Annotated in this window: 14 protein-coding genes; 9 read left to right on the forward strand and 5 right to left on the reverse strand. The window is 69.8% G+C overall.

Translation table 11 applies throughout. The features are described 5' to 3' along the window. Positions 1 to 7: 7 nt before the first annotated feature. Positions 8 to 1,672: an acyl-CoA synthetase gene (locus tag BLT64_RS02350; protein WP_041530319.1), complete on the reverse strand. Its 1,665-nt coding sequence runs from the start codon at positions 1,670 to 1,672 to the stop codon at positions 8 to 10. Between the two features lie 129 nt (positions 1,673 to 1,801). Here BLT64_RS02350 and BLT64_RS02355 point away from each other — a divergent pair, with 129 nt between their 5' ends. Further along, positions 1,802 to 2,824 carry an AraC family transcriptional regulator gene (locus tag BLT64_RS02355; RefSeq protein WP_011749184.1) on the forward strand — a complete coding sequence of 341 codons (1,023 nt, stop codon included), beginning with the start codon at positions 1,802 to 1,804 and terminating at the stop codon, positions 2,822 to 2,824. Here the strand turns inward: BLT64_RS02355 and BLT64_RS02360 are convergent. From BLT64_RS02360 to BLT64_RS02370, 3 genes are all read right to left on the reverse strand, one after another. Further along, a complete protein-coding gene (locus BLT64_RS02360) occupies positions 2,781 to 3,764 on the reverse strand; it encodes a hypothetical protein (RefSeq protein ID WP_011749185.1) in 984 nt (327 codons plus the stop codon). The two genes, BLT64_RS02355 and BLT64_RS02360, sit on opposite strands and share 44 nt — an antisense overlap. A gap of 156 nt (positions 3,765 to 3,920) precedes the next feature. Further along, positions 3,921 to 5,030 (reverse strand): ParB/RepB/Spo0J family partition protein, encoded by a 1,110-nt coding sequence (locus BLT64_RS02365; protein ID WP_011749186.1) that lies wholly within the window; start codon positions 5,028 to 5,030, stop codon positions 3,921 to 3,923. Continuing rightward, entirely contained in the window at positions 5,027 to 6,331 is a 1,305-nt protein-coding gene (locus BLT64_RS02370) for an AAA family ATPase (protein ID WP_011749187.1), read from the reverse strand. The genes BLT64_RS02365 and BLT64_RS02370 overlap by 4 nt, the downstream gene beginning before the upstream one ends. A gap of 483 nt (positions 6,332 to 6,814) precedes the next feature. On the opposite strand from BLT64_RS02370, the gene BLT64_RS02375 reads away from it, so the two are divergent. The 8 genes from BLT64_RS02375 (at position 6,815) to BLT64_RS02410 (ending at position 13,282) form a co-directional block, all read left to right on the forward strand. After that, positions 6,815 to 7,489 (forward strand): hypothetical protein, encoded by a 675-nt coding sequence (locus BLT64_RS02375; RefSeq protein ID WP_011749188.1) that lies wholly within the window; start codon positions 6,815 to 6,817, stop codon positions 7,487 to 7,489. Between the two features lie 92 nt (positions 7,490 to 7,581). Continuing rightward, positions 7,582 to 7,839 (forward strand): PepSY domain-containing protein, encoded by a 258-nt coding sequence (locus tag BLT64_RS02380; protein ID WP_011749189.1) that lies wholly within the window; start codon positions 7,582 to 7,584, stop codon positions 7,837 to 7,839. A gap of 135 nt (positions 7,840 to 7,974) precedes the next feature. Further along, entirely contained in the window at positions 7,975 to 8,937 is a 963-nt protein-coding gene (gene bioB / locus BLT64_RS02385; protein WP_011749190.1) for a biotin synthase BioB, read from the forward strand. After that, complete coding sequence (locus BLT64_RS02390; RefSeq protein WP_011749191.1) at positions 8,934 to 10,049, forward strand: 8-amino-7-oxononanoate synthase; 1,116 nt, start codon at positions 8,934 to 8,936, stop codon at positions 10,047 to 10,049. Before bioB ends, BLT64_RS02390 begins: the two co-directional genes overlap by 4 nt. Then, positions 10,037 to 10,654 carry a dethiobiotin synthase gene (gene bioD / locus BLT64_RS02395; protein ID WP_041530320.1) on the forward strand — a complete coding sequence of 206 codons (618 nt, stop codon included), beginning with the start codon at positions 10,037 to 10,039 and terminating at the stop codon, positions 10,652 to 10,654. Before BLT64_RS02390 ends, bioD begins: the two co-directional genes overlap by 13 nt. Continuing rightward, positions 10,654 to 11,937: an adenosylmethionine--8-amino-7-oxononanoate transaminase gene (gene bioA / locus BLT64_RS02400; RefSeq protein WP_011749193.1), complete on the forward strand. Its 1,284-nt coding sequence runs from the start codon at positions 10,654 to 10,656 to the stop codon at positions 11,935 to 11,937. Before bioD ends, bioA begins: the two co-directional genes overlap by 1 nt. Then, entirely contained in the window at positions 11,934 to 12,542 is a 609-nt protein-coding gene (locus tag BLT64_RS02405; RefSeq protein WP_011749194.1) for a DUF452 family protein, read from the forward strand. The genes bioA and BLT64_RS02405 overlap by 4 nt, the downstream gene beginning before the upstream one ends. Continuing rightward, a complete protein-coding gene (locus BLT64_RS02410; protein ID WP_011749195.1) occupies positions 12,539 to 13,282 on the forward strand; it encodes a methyltransferase domain-containing protein in 744 nt (247 codons plus the stop codon). The genes BLT64_RS02405 and BLT64_RS02410 overlap by 4 nt, the downstream gene beginning before the upstream one ends. Here the strand turns inward: BLT64_RS02410 and BLT64_RS02415 are convergent. Further along, positions 13,279 to 13,944, reverse strand: coding sequence for a GntR family transcriptional regulator (locus tag BLT64_RS02415; protein WP_011749196.1), 666 nt, complete (start codon positions 13,942 to 13,944; stop codon positions 13,279 to 13,281). The two genes, BLT64_RS02410 and BLT64_RS02415, sit on opposite strands and share 4 nt — an antisense overlap. Positions 13,945 to 13,953 lie beyond the last annotated feature (9 nt).

Below are 13,953 nucleotides of genomic sequence, written 5' to 3' on the forward strand. Positions count from 1 at the left end.
GATGTCCTTACTCCCGGGCCAGTTTTTCGACTTCCGCCTTGCGCAGGACAAAGCGCTGGATCTTGCCGCTCGGCGTCTTGGGCAGGTCGGCGACGAAATCGATCATCCGGGGATAGGCATGGGCCGACAAGCGTTTCTTGACATGCTGCGCCAGTTCCTCGCGCAGCGCCTCGGTCCCCTCGACCCCCTTGGCCAGCACGACGAAGGCTTTCACGATCTCGGTCCGCTCGGGATCCGGCACGCCGACCACCGCCGCCTCGACCACCGCAGGATGCTCGATCAGCGCGCTTTCCACGTCGAAGGGCCCGATGCGATAGCCCGAGGACGTGATCACGTCGTCCGACCGCCCGATAAAGCTGATCGACCCGTCCGGCTCGAACTCCACGCTGTCGCCGGTGCGGTAATAGCCCCCCGCCAGCGCCGGCGTCGCCTGGTTCAGATAGCCGGAAAACCACATCAGCGGCGAACGCTTCATGTCGATGGCCAGCACGCCCGGCTGGTTCGGTCCCAGTTCGTTGCCGTCATCGTCCAGCACCACGATGCGATAGCCCGGCATCGCCAGCCCGGCCGAGCCCGGACGCACCGGATGCTCCAGCCCGTGATGGTTGTTCACGCACATGCCCATCTCGGTCTGGCCGTAATGGTCGTGGATCGGCACCGCCAGATGCTCGCCGAACCAGCGGATGATCTCGGGGTTCAGGGGCTCGCCGGCGGAACTGACCACCCGCAGCCGCCCCTTGACCGCCCCGGCCGCCTCCGGCCCCGCCGCGATCAGCAGCCGGTATGCGGTAGGCGAGCCGGCAAGGCTCGTCACCCCCATGCGCTCGATGATGCGATAGGTCGTCTCGGCGGTAAAGCCGCCTTCGTAGAGGATCGTCGGCTGGCCCAGCAGCAGGGGCCCGGTCAGCGCATAGTAAAGCCCGTAAGCCCAGCCCGGATCGGCGATGTTCCAGAACACGTCCGTCTCGCGCAGGTCGATGGCGTCGCGCATATAGGCGCCGAATGCCAAGAGCGCCCGCAACGGCACCGGCACCCCCTTGGGCAGCCCTGTGGTGCCCGAGGTGGACATCATCATGAACAGATCCTCGCCGCGCCGCATCACCGGCTCGAACTGGTCCGAGGCCATGGCCAGCGCCTCGCGGAAATCGACATCGCCCGGCGCCAGCGGCCCGTCGCCGCGCAGGGTGGCGACCAGCGGGCAGTCCTCGACCTCGTCCAGCTTGGGCCGCTGCGCGGCATTCGTCACCACCAGCTTGGCGCCGCTGGTCTTCAGCCGGTGCTCGATGGCCTTGGGACCAAAGGCGGTGAACAGCGGCTGATAGACCGCGCCCAGCCGCCAGGCGCCCAGCACCGTCGCGACCAGCTCGACCGTGCGCGGCAACAGCCCCGCCACCACGTCGCCCGGCCGGATGCCCTTGTCGCGCATCAGGTTCGCCGCCCGCGCCGACAGCGCGCGCAGATCCTCGAATGTGTATTCCACCAGCGCCTCGTCCGCCGACAGGCAGCGCAGCGCCACCCGGTCCGCGCCGCAATGGCGGTCGCAGCATTCGACGCAGGCGTTCAGCCCGGTCTCCAGGTCGCCGCGCAGCCCGGCGATGGCGTCCTCGATGCGGAATTGCGCCACGGCCTGCTCATAGCCGGGCCGCGACCGGGACAGGGTCGTCGCAGACATGTCTCTCCTCCTCAAACTCTCCCGCATCCCGCGGGCTCCACGAGTTCGGCGGCAGCTTAGCGCCGACCGCATTGCAAACAATGACATTCGCGGCCAGAATATCTGATCGGTTTTGCAATAACGGGCGCCATGGAACGCCGCACCATCTCCCCCGGCTTCGTCGAGGACGCGCTGGACTGCCTTCACCGCCGCGGCATCGACCCGGCGCCGCTCCTGGCCCATGCCGGCATCGCGGCCCTGGGCGAGCCGGTCTCGAACCTGCAATACGGCAAGCTCTGGCTCGCCATCGCCGACCTGATCCGCGACGAGTTCTTCGACGAGGCCGCCCGCCCCATGCGCCCCGGCAGCTTCCAGCTGCTCTGCCACGCGGTCCTGCATGCCGGCACGCTGGAGCGCGCCCTGCGCCGGGCGCTGCTGTTCCTGTCCGTCACCCTGGACGACCCGACCGGAGAGCTGCGCCTGCGCGACGGCCAGGCCGAGATCGTGCTCGCCGACGCCGGCCCGCCGCGCCGCGCCTTCGCCTATCGCACCTACTGGCTGGTCCTGCTGGGGGTGATGTGCTGGCTGATCGGCCGCCGCATCCCGCTGATGCAGGTCGATTTCGCCTGCCCCGCACCGGAAAACCGCCGCGACTACCACCAGTTCTTCGGCGCCCCGGTGCATTTCGACCAGCCGGCCAGCCGCCTGACCTTTGCCGCCAGCTACCTGTCCCTGCCGACCATCCGCAGCGAAAAGGCGCTTCAGGGCTTCCTGCGCGGCGCGCCCGCCAACATTCTTCTGCGCTATCGCCACGACCAGGGGCTGTCGGCGCGCATCCGCGCCCGGCTGCGCGCCGCCCCGCCCGAGGACTGGCCCGATTTCGACCGCCTCGCCGCCGACCTGCGCCTGTCGCCCGCCACGCTGCGCCGCCGCCTGCGGGCCGAGGGCCAGGGCTTCGCCGCCATCCGCGCCGAGATCCGGTTGATGCGCGCCCGCCAGCTTCTGCGCGACACCGACCTCAGCGTGGCCGAGATCGCCGCCCGCCTCGGCTATGGCGAACCCAGCGCCTTCCACCGCGCCTTCCTCAAGATCGCCGGCACCACGCCCGCCGCGTTTCGCCGCGCGGCGCTCAGCCCGCCGCCATCCACAGCCGGAACCGCCGCCCGCCGGTGATCTCGCGCGCCAGCCCCAGCGCCTTCATCCGCGACAGCATCCGCTCGGCAGTGTCGCGGCTGATGCCGGCGCTGTCCTCCAGCATCGCCGCGCTCAGCAGGGGATGCGCGGCCAGCGCCCGGATCACCCGGCCCGCATTCTCGCCCTTGACCCCCGCCATGGCCTCCAGCGCCCGGGCCTGCCACTCGGCCACCCGCGCCAATTCGTGCCGCGCATCCATGATCGCCGCCGTGACTGCGGCAAGATGCCGCGCCATGCGCTCGGCCGGGGAACCGCCGTCGACCCAGACCCCGCGGCCGTGCCGGCCCAGCGGCACGAAGCACAGCGCCTCGCAGCCCTCGGCCATGTCCCGCGCCGTCCAGGTGGCCGGCTCGGCCAGCACCTCGGGCGCCGACAGCCCGCACAGCCGCCACAGGACCCGCAGCGCCGCCGCCCGGACCAGGGGCGCCAGCCCGGCGACCTGCGCCGCCAGTTCCCGGAACTCGCCCACCGCGGCGTCGAAATCCCGCCCGGTCGGTCGCGTCGCCAGCAACTCGTCCAGCCCCGAGACCTCGGCCCGGTGCAGCCCCAGAAAGCCGCGCAGGTCGCGCGGATCGCCCTGCCCCTCCAGCCGCCGGATGCCCCAGCGCGCCAGCCGCATCGCCTCCAGATCGGCCCCGGCCCGTGCTTCCATCAGGTCGCGGCCGATATCCTCGCGCCGCAGCGGCGTGCCCTGCGCCCACAGCATCGCCTCGACCTCGATCAGCGCCAGCCGCCGGTTGGCGCCGGCCTGCGCCTCGGGCTCCAGCGCCGCCACCGCGCCGTCCAGCCGCCCCAGCGCGAATGCGGCCCGCGCCAGATCGGCGGTGAGGCCGGCCTGCGCGGAAAACCACTCCGAGGCATCAAAAAACTGGTGCGCAGCCGATTTTCCGTGATATTCTGTGTCCGAAGCGGATGGCATGTTTCCCGACCTGCAAGCAACCTTATCCGCAGAATAACCCCATTTTGCGGATCACTGGAAGAGGGGCCGTCCCGCCCCTATCCGCAGCCCCGTTTTCCGGCCCGAAACCCCGCCCCGCAGCCCCCGTCCGGGGCCGGACCTTCCCCGCGGGGAAGGTCAATCGAGGCTCTCCAGCATCACCCGCACCGCCGCTTCCAGCTTGCGCCGGTCCACCGCCGAGAAGTCGCGCGGCAGCCGGATCTCCAGCCGCCCGTTCGAGGCGGTGCACTTGGCGCTGCCCTGCGGCCGCTGGATCTGGAAGCTGATGCGCGCCTTGCCCGCAGGCACGGCCGGCGTGGTGCTGCGCGGCGCGGCAGCGGTGGATTCCGTGTCGCTCCCCTGCCCCGCATAGCGGCGCAGCACGTCCAGCTCGTCCTTGACCGAACGCGAGTCCCAGTCCTTCAGCTCGGCCCGGATCGCCGCCGCCGCGCCCGGCACCTCGTCCAGCCGTTGCGCCAACGCCAGCCCCAGCGCACGCGGGATGTCGGGCGCATAAAGCAACGCATCGCCCAGGGCTTCGATCAGCCGGATGAAGCTGCGGATATAGCTGCGCTTCTGGTAGCCGGCCGATTTGAACAGGATCGCCACCGCCTTTTCAGGGTCGTTTTCCTCGGTCGCCGGGTCCATGGCGTAATGCAGTGCCAGTTGCGCCATCTCGGCGAAAGAGATGTCCTTGCGCACCATGTTCTCGTCGACCATGCGCCGGTAAAGCCGCTCCAGCTCGTCGCCGCGCGCCGCGATGCCGGCCGGGATGCGGCCCCATTTCTCGGCGTCGCCCGTCTCCTCCAACAGCTGGCGATAGGCGGAAAGCCGGCGCCAGCCCTGGATCAGCTCATAGCGGCCATCCTCGGCCGGCTCGACCCGGATCGGGTTCGACAGCCCGATGTCGCGGATCGACTCGACCAGTTCGGTCAGTTCGTAATCCGGCCCCGGCGCGCGGTCGCGGATCAGCTTCTGCGCATCGATGGCGTCCAGCGGGATCAGGTCGGTGATCAGCCCGGCGCGCTTCAGCCGCACATGTTCCTGCGCCAGCGCGTCGTTCTCGGCACGGATCTGCGCCTCCAGCCGGGCGCGGTCGCGGGTGGATTCCGCGGTCTCGGTGATGGCGGTCGCCATCGGGCCGCGGCGATGCTCCTTTTCCTCCTTCCCCGCGGGGAAGGTTTCCGGCGCAGCCCCGGCGGCCTCGTCCGGCATATCGATCTCGAACATGCGGCGTTTGCGGCTCATGCCTCATCCTCCAGCTTGTCCCAGGCCGCGACGACATGGGATTTGAACTCCTCATAGGCCTGGTCGAAGGTCGCCCGCGCCCGGCGCCAGGTGCCGCGCGTCATCTCGCGATAGTCGATCTCGTAGATCGAGCTGAGGAAGCGGCCGGATTGCTCGACCGCACGGGTCAGCTCGATCGGATGCTGCGCCATGTGCTGGCCGAAGACCTGCTGGAAGGCGCCATACATCGCCTGGTGCAGCTCGTTCGACGGCTCGTAGCGCGTCATCAGGAAGCGGATGTCGGCGAAGGCCTTGGGCAGCTTGATCTTCCCCGTGGGGAAGTTTTCGAAGCCATGCGACAGATCTTCCAGCGCCTCGGAAAGCTGGCCGATGAAGCTGGTGGTCGAGTCGTATTCCCAATAGCCCGGGCCCGAGGGGATATAGAGCATGTCTGCGGCAAAGACCGCGTTCATCGACTGGTAGCCGATGGCCGGCGGGCAATCGAACAGGATCAGGTCGTAGGCATCGTCCGCCAGGCTGTCGAGAAAGCGCGACACCGCGCCGAAGAAGGTCCATTCCGGGTTCAGGTGCCGATACTGGGCGCTGGCGAACTCGACGAAGGCGGCGTTAGCGCAGCTCGGGATGATGTCGATGGTCGGCCAGGCGGTCGGCTTGATGAAGTCCGCCGGGCGCAGCATGCCCAGCCCCATGTCGCGGATCGAGGCCGGCAGCTTGCGCTGGGGCAGGGCGGTGCCGCTCTCCGCGCCGCGGGCGGCGGCGTTCATCCGGTCGGTCTCGCGCTCCAGGTCGCGGGCCATGATGCCCCAGACGGTGTGGTCCTCGCCGACATCGGTCAGGCCCATGGAATGGCTCAGCGTCGCCTGCGGGTCGAAGTCGACGACCAGCACCCGGTAGCCGTCCAGCGCCGCGGCATGGGCGAAATGCAGCGCCACGGTCGACTTGCCGGCACCGCCCTTGAAATTGGCGATGGCGGCGCGGAAGGCGCGCTTGCCCTCGGGCCGCCAGGGCATCAGCGTCTTGCGGTTGATGCGGATGCGGCGACGTAGCTCGTTGATCTCGTCGAGCGAGAACCAGCGCTGGCGGCCGTCCTCCTCGACTTCCCCGGGGGGAAGGTTCGGCTCGGCGGCGAGCTTGCCGCGGAAGGTGGACTGGTTGATGCGAAAGATCAGCTCGGACACCTCCCAGCTGGAAAAGCGGCGCAGCGTCTTCTCGTTGGCCGGGCTGAAGGTCTGGCGCCGGATCCAGCCCTGCATCTTCAGGGATTGCGCCTGCAACTTCGCGAGGTCTTCGTGCGTATACATAGGATGCCTGTATTTTTTAGGACGCAGATTTTCTTCCGTTCCGCTTTTACGCCGGATTTGCACATTTGGCAAAAGGCGTTTTAATGGAACGGCCAGGATATGGAAATTCAGGCATTTCCCGGCACCACCCGGCGAATCGGCAAGCGAATCCCCGGGCGCCCCAGCCGGAACGCAGATGCCGGAAATGGGGGACGCCGGATCGCGTTGCGTGCCGGAATGGGGGACAAAATGGCGCGAATGGGTGACGCCCTGAATGTCCCCCTATACCATTTAATACCGATTTTCTTTGATGATTTGGTCGGGAAATCCGGGCCGGCGGGGAATCGCTTGACAGAATCGGAATTCAGGACGCAAATACGAAACAGATGACGAAAAGCGTTTCAAACGGCATGAGACCGACGCCGCCATCCGGGTCTTTGCCTTATCGGCAGGGCCCATCGGGCAGATGAGGGCAGCCGGACAAGTCCGGGCGCAGGAGCAGACATGCAGGTGATCCGTGCCGTCGGTCGAGAGGCCGCGGCGAAGAAATACGATTTGCTCTCGGCCATGATGGCGCATGGGCTGGCAGGCGACAAGCATCGCCAGCGCCTGGTGCTGCGGCTGATGGCGCTGATCACCACCCGCTATAACTGGCAGCGCGACGAACTGACCATCGGCCAGCGCGAGATCGCCCGGCTGTGGTGCGTGGACGAGCGCACCGTCAAGCGCGAGATGGCCAAGCTGCGCGCGCTTGGCTGGATCGAGATCAAGCAGCAGGGCGCGCGTGGCCGGGTATCGGTCCTGGGCCTGAACCTTGATCGTATCCTATTGGATACAAAGGCGGAATGGCCGAATATCGGCCCGGACTTCGTCGAGCGCGTCGGCGGCAAGCGGGCCGAGCCGACGAGCAATGTCGTGCCGCTGCACCGTCCCGAGCCGATGCCGGCAGAGGGGCTGTGGGCCGAGGCGCGGACCCGGCTGGCCGAGGAAGACCCGGCGCTGTTCGACGCCTGGTTCGCCGGGCTGATCGAGGCCGAGCGCGATGAGACTTGCCTGACCCTGTTCGCACCCAGCCGCTTTCACGCCGCCTATGTGCAGACGCACCTGCTGGAACGGCTGCGCATCGCCGTGCAACGCTGCGACGGGCGCGTCGGCAAGGTGCGACTCATCGGCCCCTGAACCGGGACGCGAATCGCCCTGCGCTGTAAGCGGGCTGTAAGCCTGACCCTGCTATGCCGGTCTTGCAGAACGCAAATGCAGGAGATGAAATCATGCGTCTTGTCACTTTGATGCTGGCCATTCCGGCCCTGGCGAGCCCGGCCGTCGCCCATGACCGCTGCACCGTGCCGCAGGATCAGCGCCGTCCGGCCAACGAGTTGCGCGCCGAACTGAAGGCCAAGGGCTGGACCGTCGGCAAGATCGAACTGGAGGAAGGCTGCTACGAGGTTCGCGGAGAGGACCAGACCGGCCTGTCGGTCGAAGTCCTGTTCGATCCGGCCAGCTTTCAGGAAATCGGCCGGGACGATTGAGCCAGGCGGCGCGCCTCTGCTGGGGCGCGCTGCAAGTCCGTGATCGTTTCTGAAATAATAGATAATATATACGGATTAACAAAGCGGCGCTGACCGTTTTATAGATACTTCCACATGAGGCTCAGGGAGGTATCCATGCCCCAGCAATCGCGCAGCGCCGCCGAGATCTATCACCAGCCGCTGATGGACCTGCTGTTTCAGGCCCAGACCGTGCATCGGGCGCATTTCGACCCGAATGTCGTGCAATGTTCGAAGCTCTTGTCGATCAAGACCGGCGGCTGCCCCGAGGATTGCGCCTATTGCTCGCAATCGGCGCGCAACGGCTCGGAACTGTCGGCCTCGAAACTGATGGAGGTGCAGCGCGTGCTGGCCGAGGCCAGGCGCGCCAAGGAGGCGGGGGCGACGCGCTATTGCATGGGCGCCGCCTGGCGCTCGCCCAAGGAGCGCGACATGCCGGCGGTGCTGGCGATGATCCGCGGCGTCAAGGCGATGGGGATGGAAACCTGCATGACGCTGGGCATGCTGGACGCGGACCAGGCGCTGCGGCTGAAGGACGCGGGGCTGGATTACTACAACCACAATATCGACACCTCGGAGCGCTATTATTCCGAGATCATCACCACCCGGACCTTCCAGGACCGGATCGAGACGCTGGAGCGGGTGCAGGCGGCGGGCATCAATGTCTGCGCCGGCGGCATCGTCGGCATGGGCGAGACGGCCGAGGACCGCATCTCGATGCTGGAGACGCTGGCCGGGCTGGAGGTGCCGCCGCAATCGGTGCCGATCAACATGCTGATGCCGATGGCGGGCACGCCGCTGGCCGATGTGCCCAGGCTGGACGCGATCGAGATGGTGCGCACCATCGCCACGGCGCGCATCCTGATGCCGGCATCCTATGTGCGGCTGTCGGCCGGGCGGTCCGAGATGAGCGACGAGATGCAGGCCATGTGCTTTTTTGCCGGGGCCAATTCGATCTTTGTCGGCGACACGCTGCTGACCGCCGGGAACCCGGACGAGGACAAGGACGCGCTGCTGTTCGCCAAGCTGGGGCTGCGGGCCGAGGTGCCGGAGGCGTCGCAGGAGGGCTGCGCGGCATGAGCTTTTCGCGGCACGGGGCGGCGCTGGAGGCGATGGCGCGGCGCGGACGGCTGCGCCGGGTGGCGCCGGCGGCGGGTGCCGATTTCGCCTCGAACGACTATCTGGGGCTGGCGGGGTCGGAATTGCTGGCCCGGGCTGCGCGGGAGGCGCTGGCGCGCGGCGTGCCGGTGGGCGCGGGGGGGTCGCGGCTGTTGCGCGGCAACCATCCCGAGCATCAGGCGCTGGAGGCCGAGGCGGCGGCGTTCTTCGGCGCCGAGGCGGCGCTTTACATGGGCGGCGGGTTCCAGGCCAACCAGGCGATCTTTTCGGCGCTGCCGATGCAGGGCGACCTGGTGGTCCATGATGCGCTGGTCCATGCCAGCGCGCATGAGGGGATGCGGCTGGGCCGGGCCGAATGCCGCGGCTTTGCCCATAACGATGCCGGCGACGCGGCGCGGGTGATCGCGGAATGGCGCGCCTCGGGCGGGCGCGGCCGGATCTGGATCGCAGTCGAGAGCGTCTATTCCATGGAGGGCGACCGCGCGCCGCTGGAGGCGCTGGCGGCGCTGGCCGCGCGCGAGGACGGGGTTCTGGTGGTGGACGAGGCGCATGCGACCGGCGTTTTCGGCCCGCAGGGCAGGGGGCTGGCGCATCGGCTGGCCTGCCCGCTGGTGAGCCTGCATACCGGGGGCAAGGGGCTGGGCGCCTCGGGCGCGCTGGTCTGCGCCGACCGGGTGCTGGTCGAGACGCTGGTGAACAAGGCGCGGCCGTTCATCTATGCCACGGCGCCGGCGCCCCTGTCGGCGGCGGTGCTGCGCGGCGCCTTGCGGACGCTGGAGGAGGTGCCGGCGCTGGTCGAGGGCGCGCGGGCGCGCATGGCGCAGGCGGCAGAGGCGGCGCGGCGTTGCGGCATAGTGGCGCAGAGCCAGATCGTGCCGGTGATCGTCGGCGAGGATTTCCGGGCGCTGGAGATGGCCGGAGCCTTGCAGGCGCAGGGTTTCGACATCCGCGCCATCCGGCCGCCGACGGTGCCGAAGGGGACGGCGCGGCTGCGGGTCTCGGTCACCGGCAATGTCGGGGCGGGCGAGATCGCGGCGCTGTTTGCCGCGCTGGAGGCAGCATGGGTGCGGTGATCGTCGTGGGCACCGATACGGGCATCGGCAAGACCGTGTTCAGCGCCGGGCTGGCCCGCGCGCTGGGCGCGAGTTATTGGAAGCCGGTGCAGGCGGGGCTGGAGGAGGAGACCGACAGCGAGGTCGTGGCGCGGCTTTCGGGCCGGCCGGTGCTGGCCGAGGCGTATCGGCTGCGCCTGCCCGCCTCGCCGCATCTGGCGGCCGAGCGCGAGGGGGTGGCGATCGATCCGGCGCGGCTGGCCTTGCCCCCGGTGGCCCCGCTGGTGGTCGAGGGCGCGGGCGGGCTGATGGTGCCGCTGACCCGGCACCTGCTCTATTTGCAGGTGATCGCGGGCTGGGGGGCGCCGGTGGTGCTGTGCTGCCGCACCGCGCTGGGCACGATCAACCATTCGCTGCTGTCGCTGACGGCGCTGCGGGCGGCCGGTTGCCGGGTGGCGGGCGTGGCCTTCATCGGCGAGGAGATGGCGGACAGCCGGCGGGTGATCTGCGAGATCGGCGCGGTGCGCGACCTGGGCCGGCTGCCGGTGCTGGAGCGGGTGACGGCCGAGGCGCTGGCCGATGCCTTTGCCGGCATCGACCTGGCGGCGATCCGCGAGGTGTCGTGATGCGGGATCTGGCGTTCGACCGGCGGCATCTGTGGCATCCCTACAGCTCGATGCGCGAGCCGGGGCCGGTGCATGAGGTCGCGGCGGCCGAGGGGGTCTGGCTGGAACTGGCGGACGGGGTGCGGATGATCGACGCCATGTCCTCGTGGTGGGCGGCGGCGCATGGGCATCGCCATCCGCGGCTGGTCGAGGCGATGCAGGCGCAGCTGGACCGCCTGCCGCATGTGATGTTCGGCGGGCTGACGCACGCCCCGGCCGTGGGGCTGGCGCGGCGACTGGTCGCGATGCTGCCCGTGGGGCTGGACCGCATCTTTTACAGCGACAGCGGCTCGGTCGCGGTCGAGGTGGCGCTGAAGATGGCGGTGCAGGCGCAGCTTGGGCTGGGGCAGGCGGGGCGGGTGGCTTTCGCCTCGGCCCGCGGCGGCTATTACGGCGATACCTGGAAGGCGATGAGCCTGTGCGATCCGCAGACCGGGATGCATGCCCATTTCGGCGCCGCCTTGCAGGTCCAGCATTTCGTGCCGCGCCCGCCCATTCCTTTCGGCGCGGAATGGGACGAGGATCCGGCGCGGAACGGGCTGGGCGCGGTCGAGGCGCTGTTTGCCGGGAAAGCGCATGAAATCGCGGGTTTCATCGTCGAGCCGGTGGTGCAGGGCGCAGGGGGCATGTGGTTCTATCACCCGCGCTGGCTGGCCGGGCTGCGCACGCTGTGCGACCGGCATGGCGTGTTGCTGATTTTCGACGAGATCGCCACCGGATTCGGCCGAACCGGCACGCTGTTCGCCATGGAGCGGGCAGGGGTGGTGCCGGATATCCTGTGCCTGGGCAAGGCGCTGACCGGGGGCATGATGAGCTTTGCCGCCACCGTCGCATCGGGCCGGGTGGCCGAGGCGATCTCGGACGGGCCGGCGCCGGTGCTGATGCACGGGCCGACCTTCATGGGCAATCCGCTGGCCTGTGCGGTGGCTTGCGCGAGCCTGGACCTGCTGGCGGAAGGCGCATGGCAGGCGCAGGTCGCGGGGATCGAGGCGGGGTTGGCGCAGGGCCTTGCCCCGGCGCGCGGCCTGCCCGGCGTGCGCGACGTGCGGGTGCTGGGCGCCATCGGGGTGATCGAGACGCAGGCGCCGGTGGACATGGGCCGCGTGCATGGCTTTTGCCGCGACAGCGGGGTCTGGCTGCGGCCGTTCGGGCGGCTGCTTTACTGCATGCCGCCCTTTGTCGCCGCGCCGGACGAGGTCGCGCGCATCTGCGCCGCGATGGTCGAGATCGCGGGCTGGCCATGAGGGCGGAATGGCTGCGCCGGGAAGGAGCGCCGGAGCTGATCGTGGTGCTGACCGGCTGGGCGGTCGGGGCGGGGCCGTTCCGGCATCTGGCCGGGCCGGCCGACGTGCTGGTGCTGTCGGATTACCGCGACCTGTCCGCGCCGGACTGGCCCCAGGGCTACGCGGCGACGGATCTGGTCGCCTGGTCCTTCGGCGTGGCGGCGGCCTGCCGGCTGCCCGCGCTGGACGGGTTTCGCCGCAAGGTGGCGGTCTGCGGCTCGTGGGCGCCCTGCGACGACGAACTGGGGATACCGTGCGAGACGGTGCGGGCCACGGCGGCGAACCTGTCCGAACTATCGCTGCGGCAATTCGCGCGGCGGGCGGAATGCCCCACGGAGCCGGGCGCCGATCCTGCCGCGCTGGGCGAGGAATTGCGGGCGGTGATGGGCTGGGGCGGCGTGCAGGCGCCGGATTTCGACCGCATCGTGCTGGGCGCCTCGGACCGCATCTTTCCGCTGAAGAACCTGATCCGCGCCTGGCAGGCATGGCCGGTCGAGACCCGGGTGCTGGATTGCGGGCACAACCCCTTTGCGCTGTGGCGCGACTGGGACGAGGTGCTGGCATGAACGCGCTGGCCGGGCGGGTGGCGCGGTCATTCGCGCGCGGCATGAAAACCTATGACGGCGCGGCGCTGGCGCAGCGGCAGATCGCGGCGCGGCTGTTCGCAGCCTATCGCGGCGCGGCGGCGGGGCATCGCCCGGCAAGGGTGCTGGAGGCGGGTTATGGCTCGGGCCACCTGACCCGGCACCTGCTGGAGTTGCGGCCCCGGCGGCTGTGGCTGAACGACCTGGCGGCGCCGGAATTGCCGGGGGTCGCGGCGGAATACCTGCCGGGCGACGTGGCCGAGGTGGCGTTGCCCGAGGCGGTGGACCTGGCGGCCTCGGCCTCGACGATCCAATGGGTTGCCGATCCGGCGCGGGTCCTGGGCCGGCTGTGCCAGGCGGTGGCGCCGGGGGGCTGGCTGGCGATCTCGGGCTTTGCGCCGGGGCATTTTCCCGAATTGCGGGCCCTGGGCAGCCGGGCGGCGGCGCCGTCCTATCTGGCCGGGGCAGGGATGGCGGCGCTGCTGCCGGCGGGCTGGCGGGTCCGCGGCGCGGGGGAATGGCGCGTCAGGCTGCATTTCCCCGGCGCGCTGGAGGTGCTGCGCCATCTGCGCGCCACCGGGGTCAACGGTTGCGCGGGGCAGTTCCGTTCGCCGGGCGCGCTGCGGGATTTCATGGCGCGCTACGAGGCGCAGCATGGCGGGGCGGGGGGCGTCGCGCTGACCTATGTCGCAAGCTGGCTGGTGGCGGAGCGGCGCGCCTAGCCGTGGATGGCGAAGGCGTCGGGCTTGCCGCTGGTCGAGGGCGCCGGGCGGCGGCCGATCCAGCGCACATGGCGCGCCAGCGTGGCGCAGGCGGTGTCCACGTCGCCCTTGCGCAATGCGGCCAGGATGGCGCGGTGGTCGTGGTCGGTCCGCGTTTCCCAGTTCGATTGCCAGGCGGCGAAAAGGAAACGCGCGCTGGCGGCATGCAGGTCGTCGATGGCGGCGAGCAGGCGCGGCATGGCGCAGGGGGTCAGGATCAGCTTGTGGAAACGGCGGTTCGCCGCCTCCCACGAGCGGACGTCGCGCGAGGCGTCGCCGGCCTTGGTCGCCTCTTCCGCGGCATTGAGGATCGCCGGGGTCAGGTGCGGCGCGGCATGGCGCAGGGCGAGTTCCTCGAGCGCGGCGCGCATCTCGGCCACTTCCTTGACCTCGGGCAGGTCGAAGGCGGCGACGCGGACGCCGCGGCGCGGTTCGCTGATCGCCAGGCCCTGGGCCTCCAGCCGGCGGAAGGCCTCGCGCACCGGGACGTGGCTGGCGCCGAATTCCTCGGCGATGCGGTCCTGGCGCAGGCGTTCGCCCGGGCCGATCTCGCCCGATACGATCCGGTCGGCCAGCACGCGGCTGATGCGGACCGCCAGGGTTTCTTCGGATCCTGCGCTCATGGCGGCATG

It is taken from the genome of Paracoccus denitrificans (assembly GCF_900100045.1).
GTDB classification, from domain to species: Bacteria; Pseudomonadota; Alphaproteobacteria; order Rhodobacterales; family Rhodobacteraceae; genus Paracoccus; species Paracoccus denitrificans.

Coding starts and splice junctions, on each gene's coding strand:
- BLT64_RS02350 (WP_041530319.1), bottom strand. CDS start 1,672: ATGTCTGCGACGACCCTGTCCCGGTCGCGGCCCGGCTATGAGCAGGCC.
- BLT64_RS02355 (WP_011749184.1), top strand. CDS start 1,802: ATGGAACGCCGCACCATCTCCCCCGGCTTCGTCGAGGACGCGCTGGAC.
- BLT64_RS02360 (WP_011749185.1), bottom strand. CDS start 3,764: ATGCCATCCGCTTCGGACACAGAATATCACGGAAAATCGGCTGCGCAC.
- BLT64_RS02365 (WP_011749186.1), bottom strand. CDS start 5,030: ATGAGCCGCAAACGCCGCATGTTCGAGATCGATATGCCGGACGAGGCC.
- BLT64_RS02370 (WP_011749187.1), bottom strand. CDS start 6,331: ATGTATACGCACGAAGACCTCGCGAAGTTGCAGGCGCAATCCCTGAAG.
- BLT64_RS02375 (WP_011749188.1), top strand. CDS start 6,815: ATGCAGGTGATCCGTGCCGTCGGTCGAGAGGCCGCGGCGAAGAAATAC.
- BLT64_RS02380 (WP_011749189.1), top strand. CDS start 7,582: ATGCGTCTTGTCACTTTGATGCTGGCCATTCCGGCCCTGGCGAGCCCG.
- bioB (WP_011749190.1), top strand. CDS start 7,975: ATGCCCCAGCAATCGCGCAGCGCCGCCGAGATCTATCACCAGCCGCTG.
- BLT64_RS02390 (WP_011749191.1), top strand. CDS start 8,934: ATGAGCTTTTCGCGGCACGGGGCGGCGCTGGAGGCGATGGCGCGGCGC.
- bioD (WP_041530320.1), top strand. CDS start 10,037: ATGGGTGCGGTGATCGTCGTGGGCACCGATACGGGCATCGGCAAGACC.
- bioA (WP_011749193.1), top strand. CDS start 10,654: ATGCGGGATCTGGCGTTCGACCGGCGGCATCTGTGGCATCCCTACAGC.
- BLT64_RS02405 (WP_011749194.1), top strand. CDS start 11,934: ATGAGGGCGGAATGGCTGCGCCGGGAAGGAGCGCCGGAGCTGATCGTG.
- BLT64_RS02410 (WP_011749195.1), top strand. CDS start 12,539: ATGAACGCGCTGGCCGGGCGGGTGGCGCGGTCATTCGCGCGCGGCATG.
- BLT64_RS02415 (WP_011749196.1), bottom strand. CDS start 13,944: ATGAGCGCAGGATCCGAAGAAACCCTGGCGGTCCGCATCAGCCGCGTG.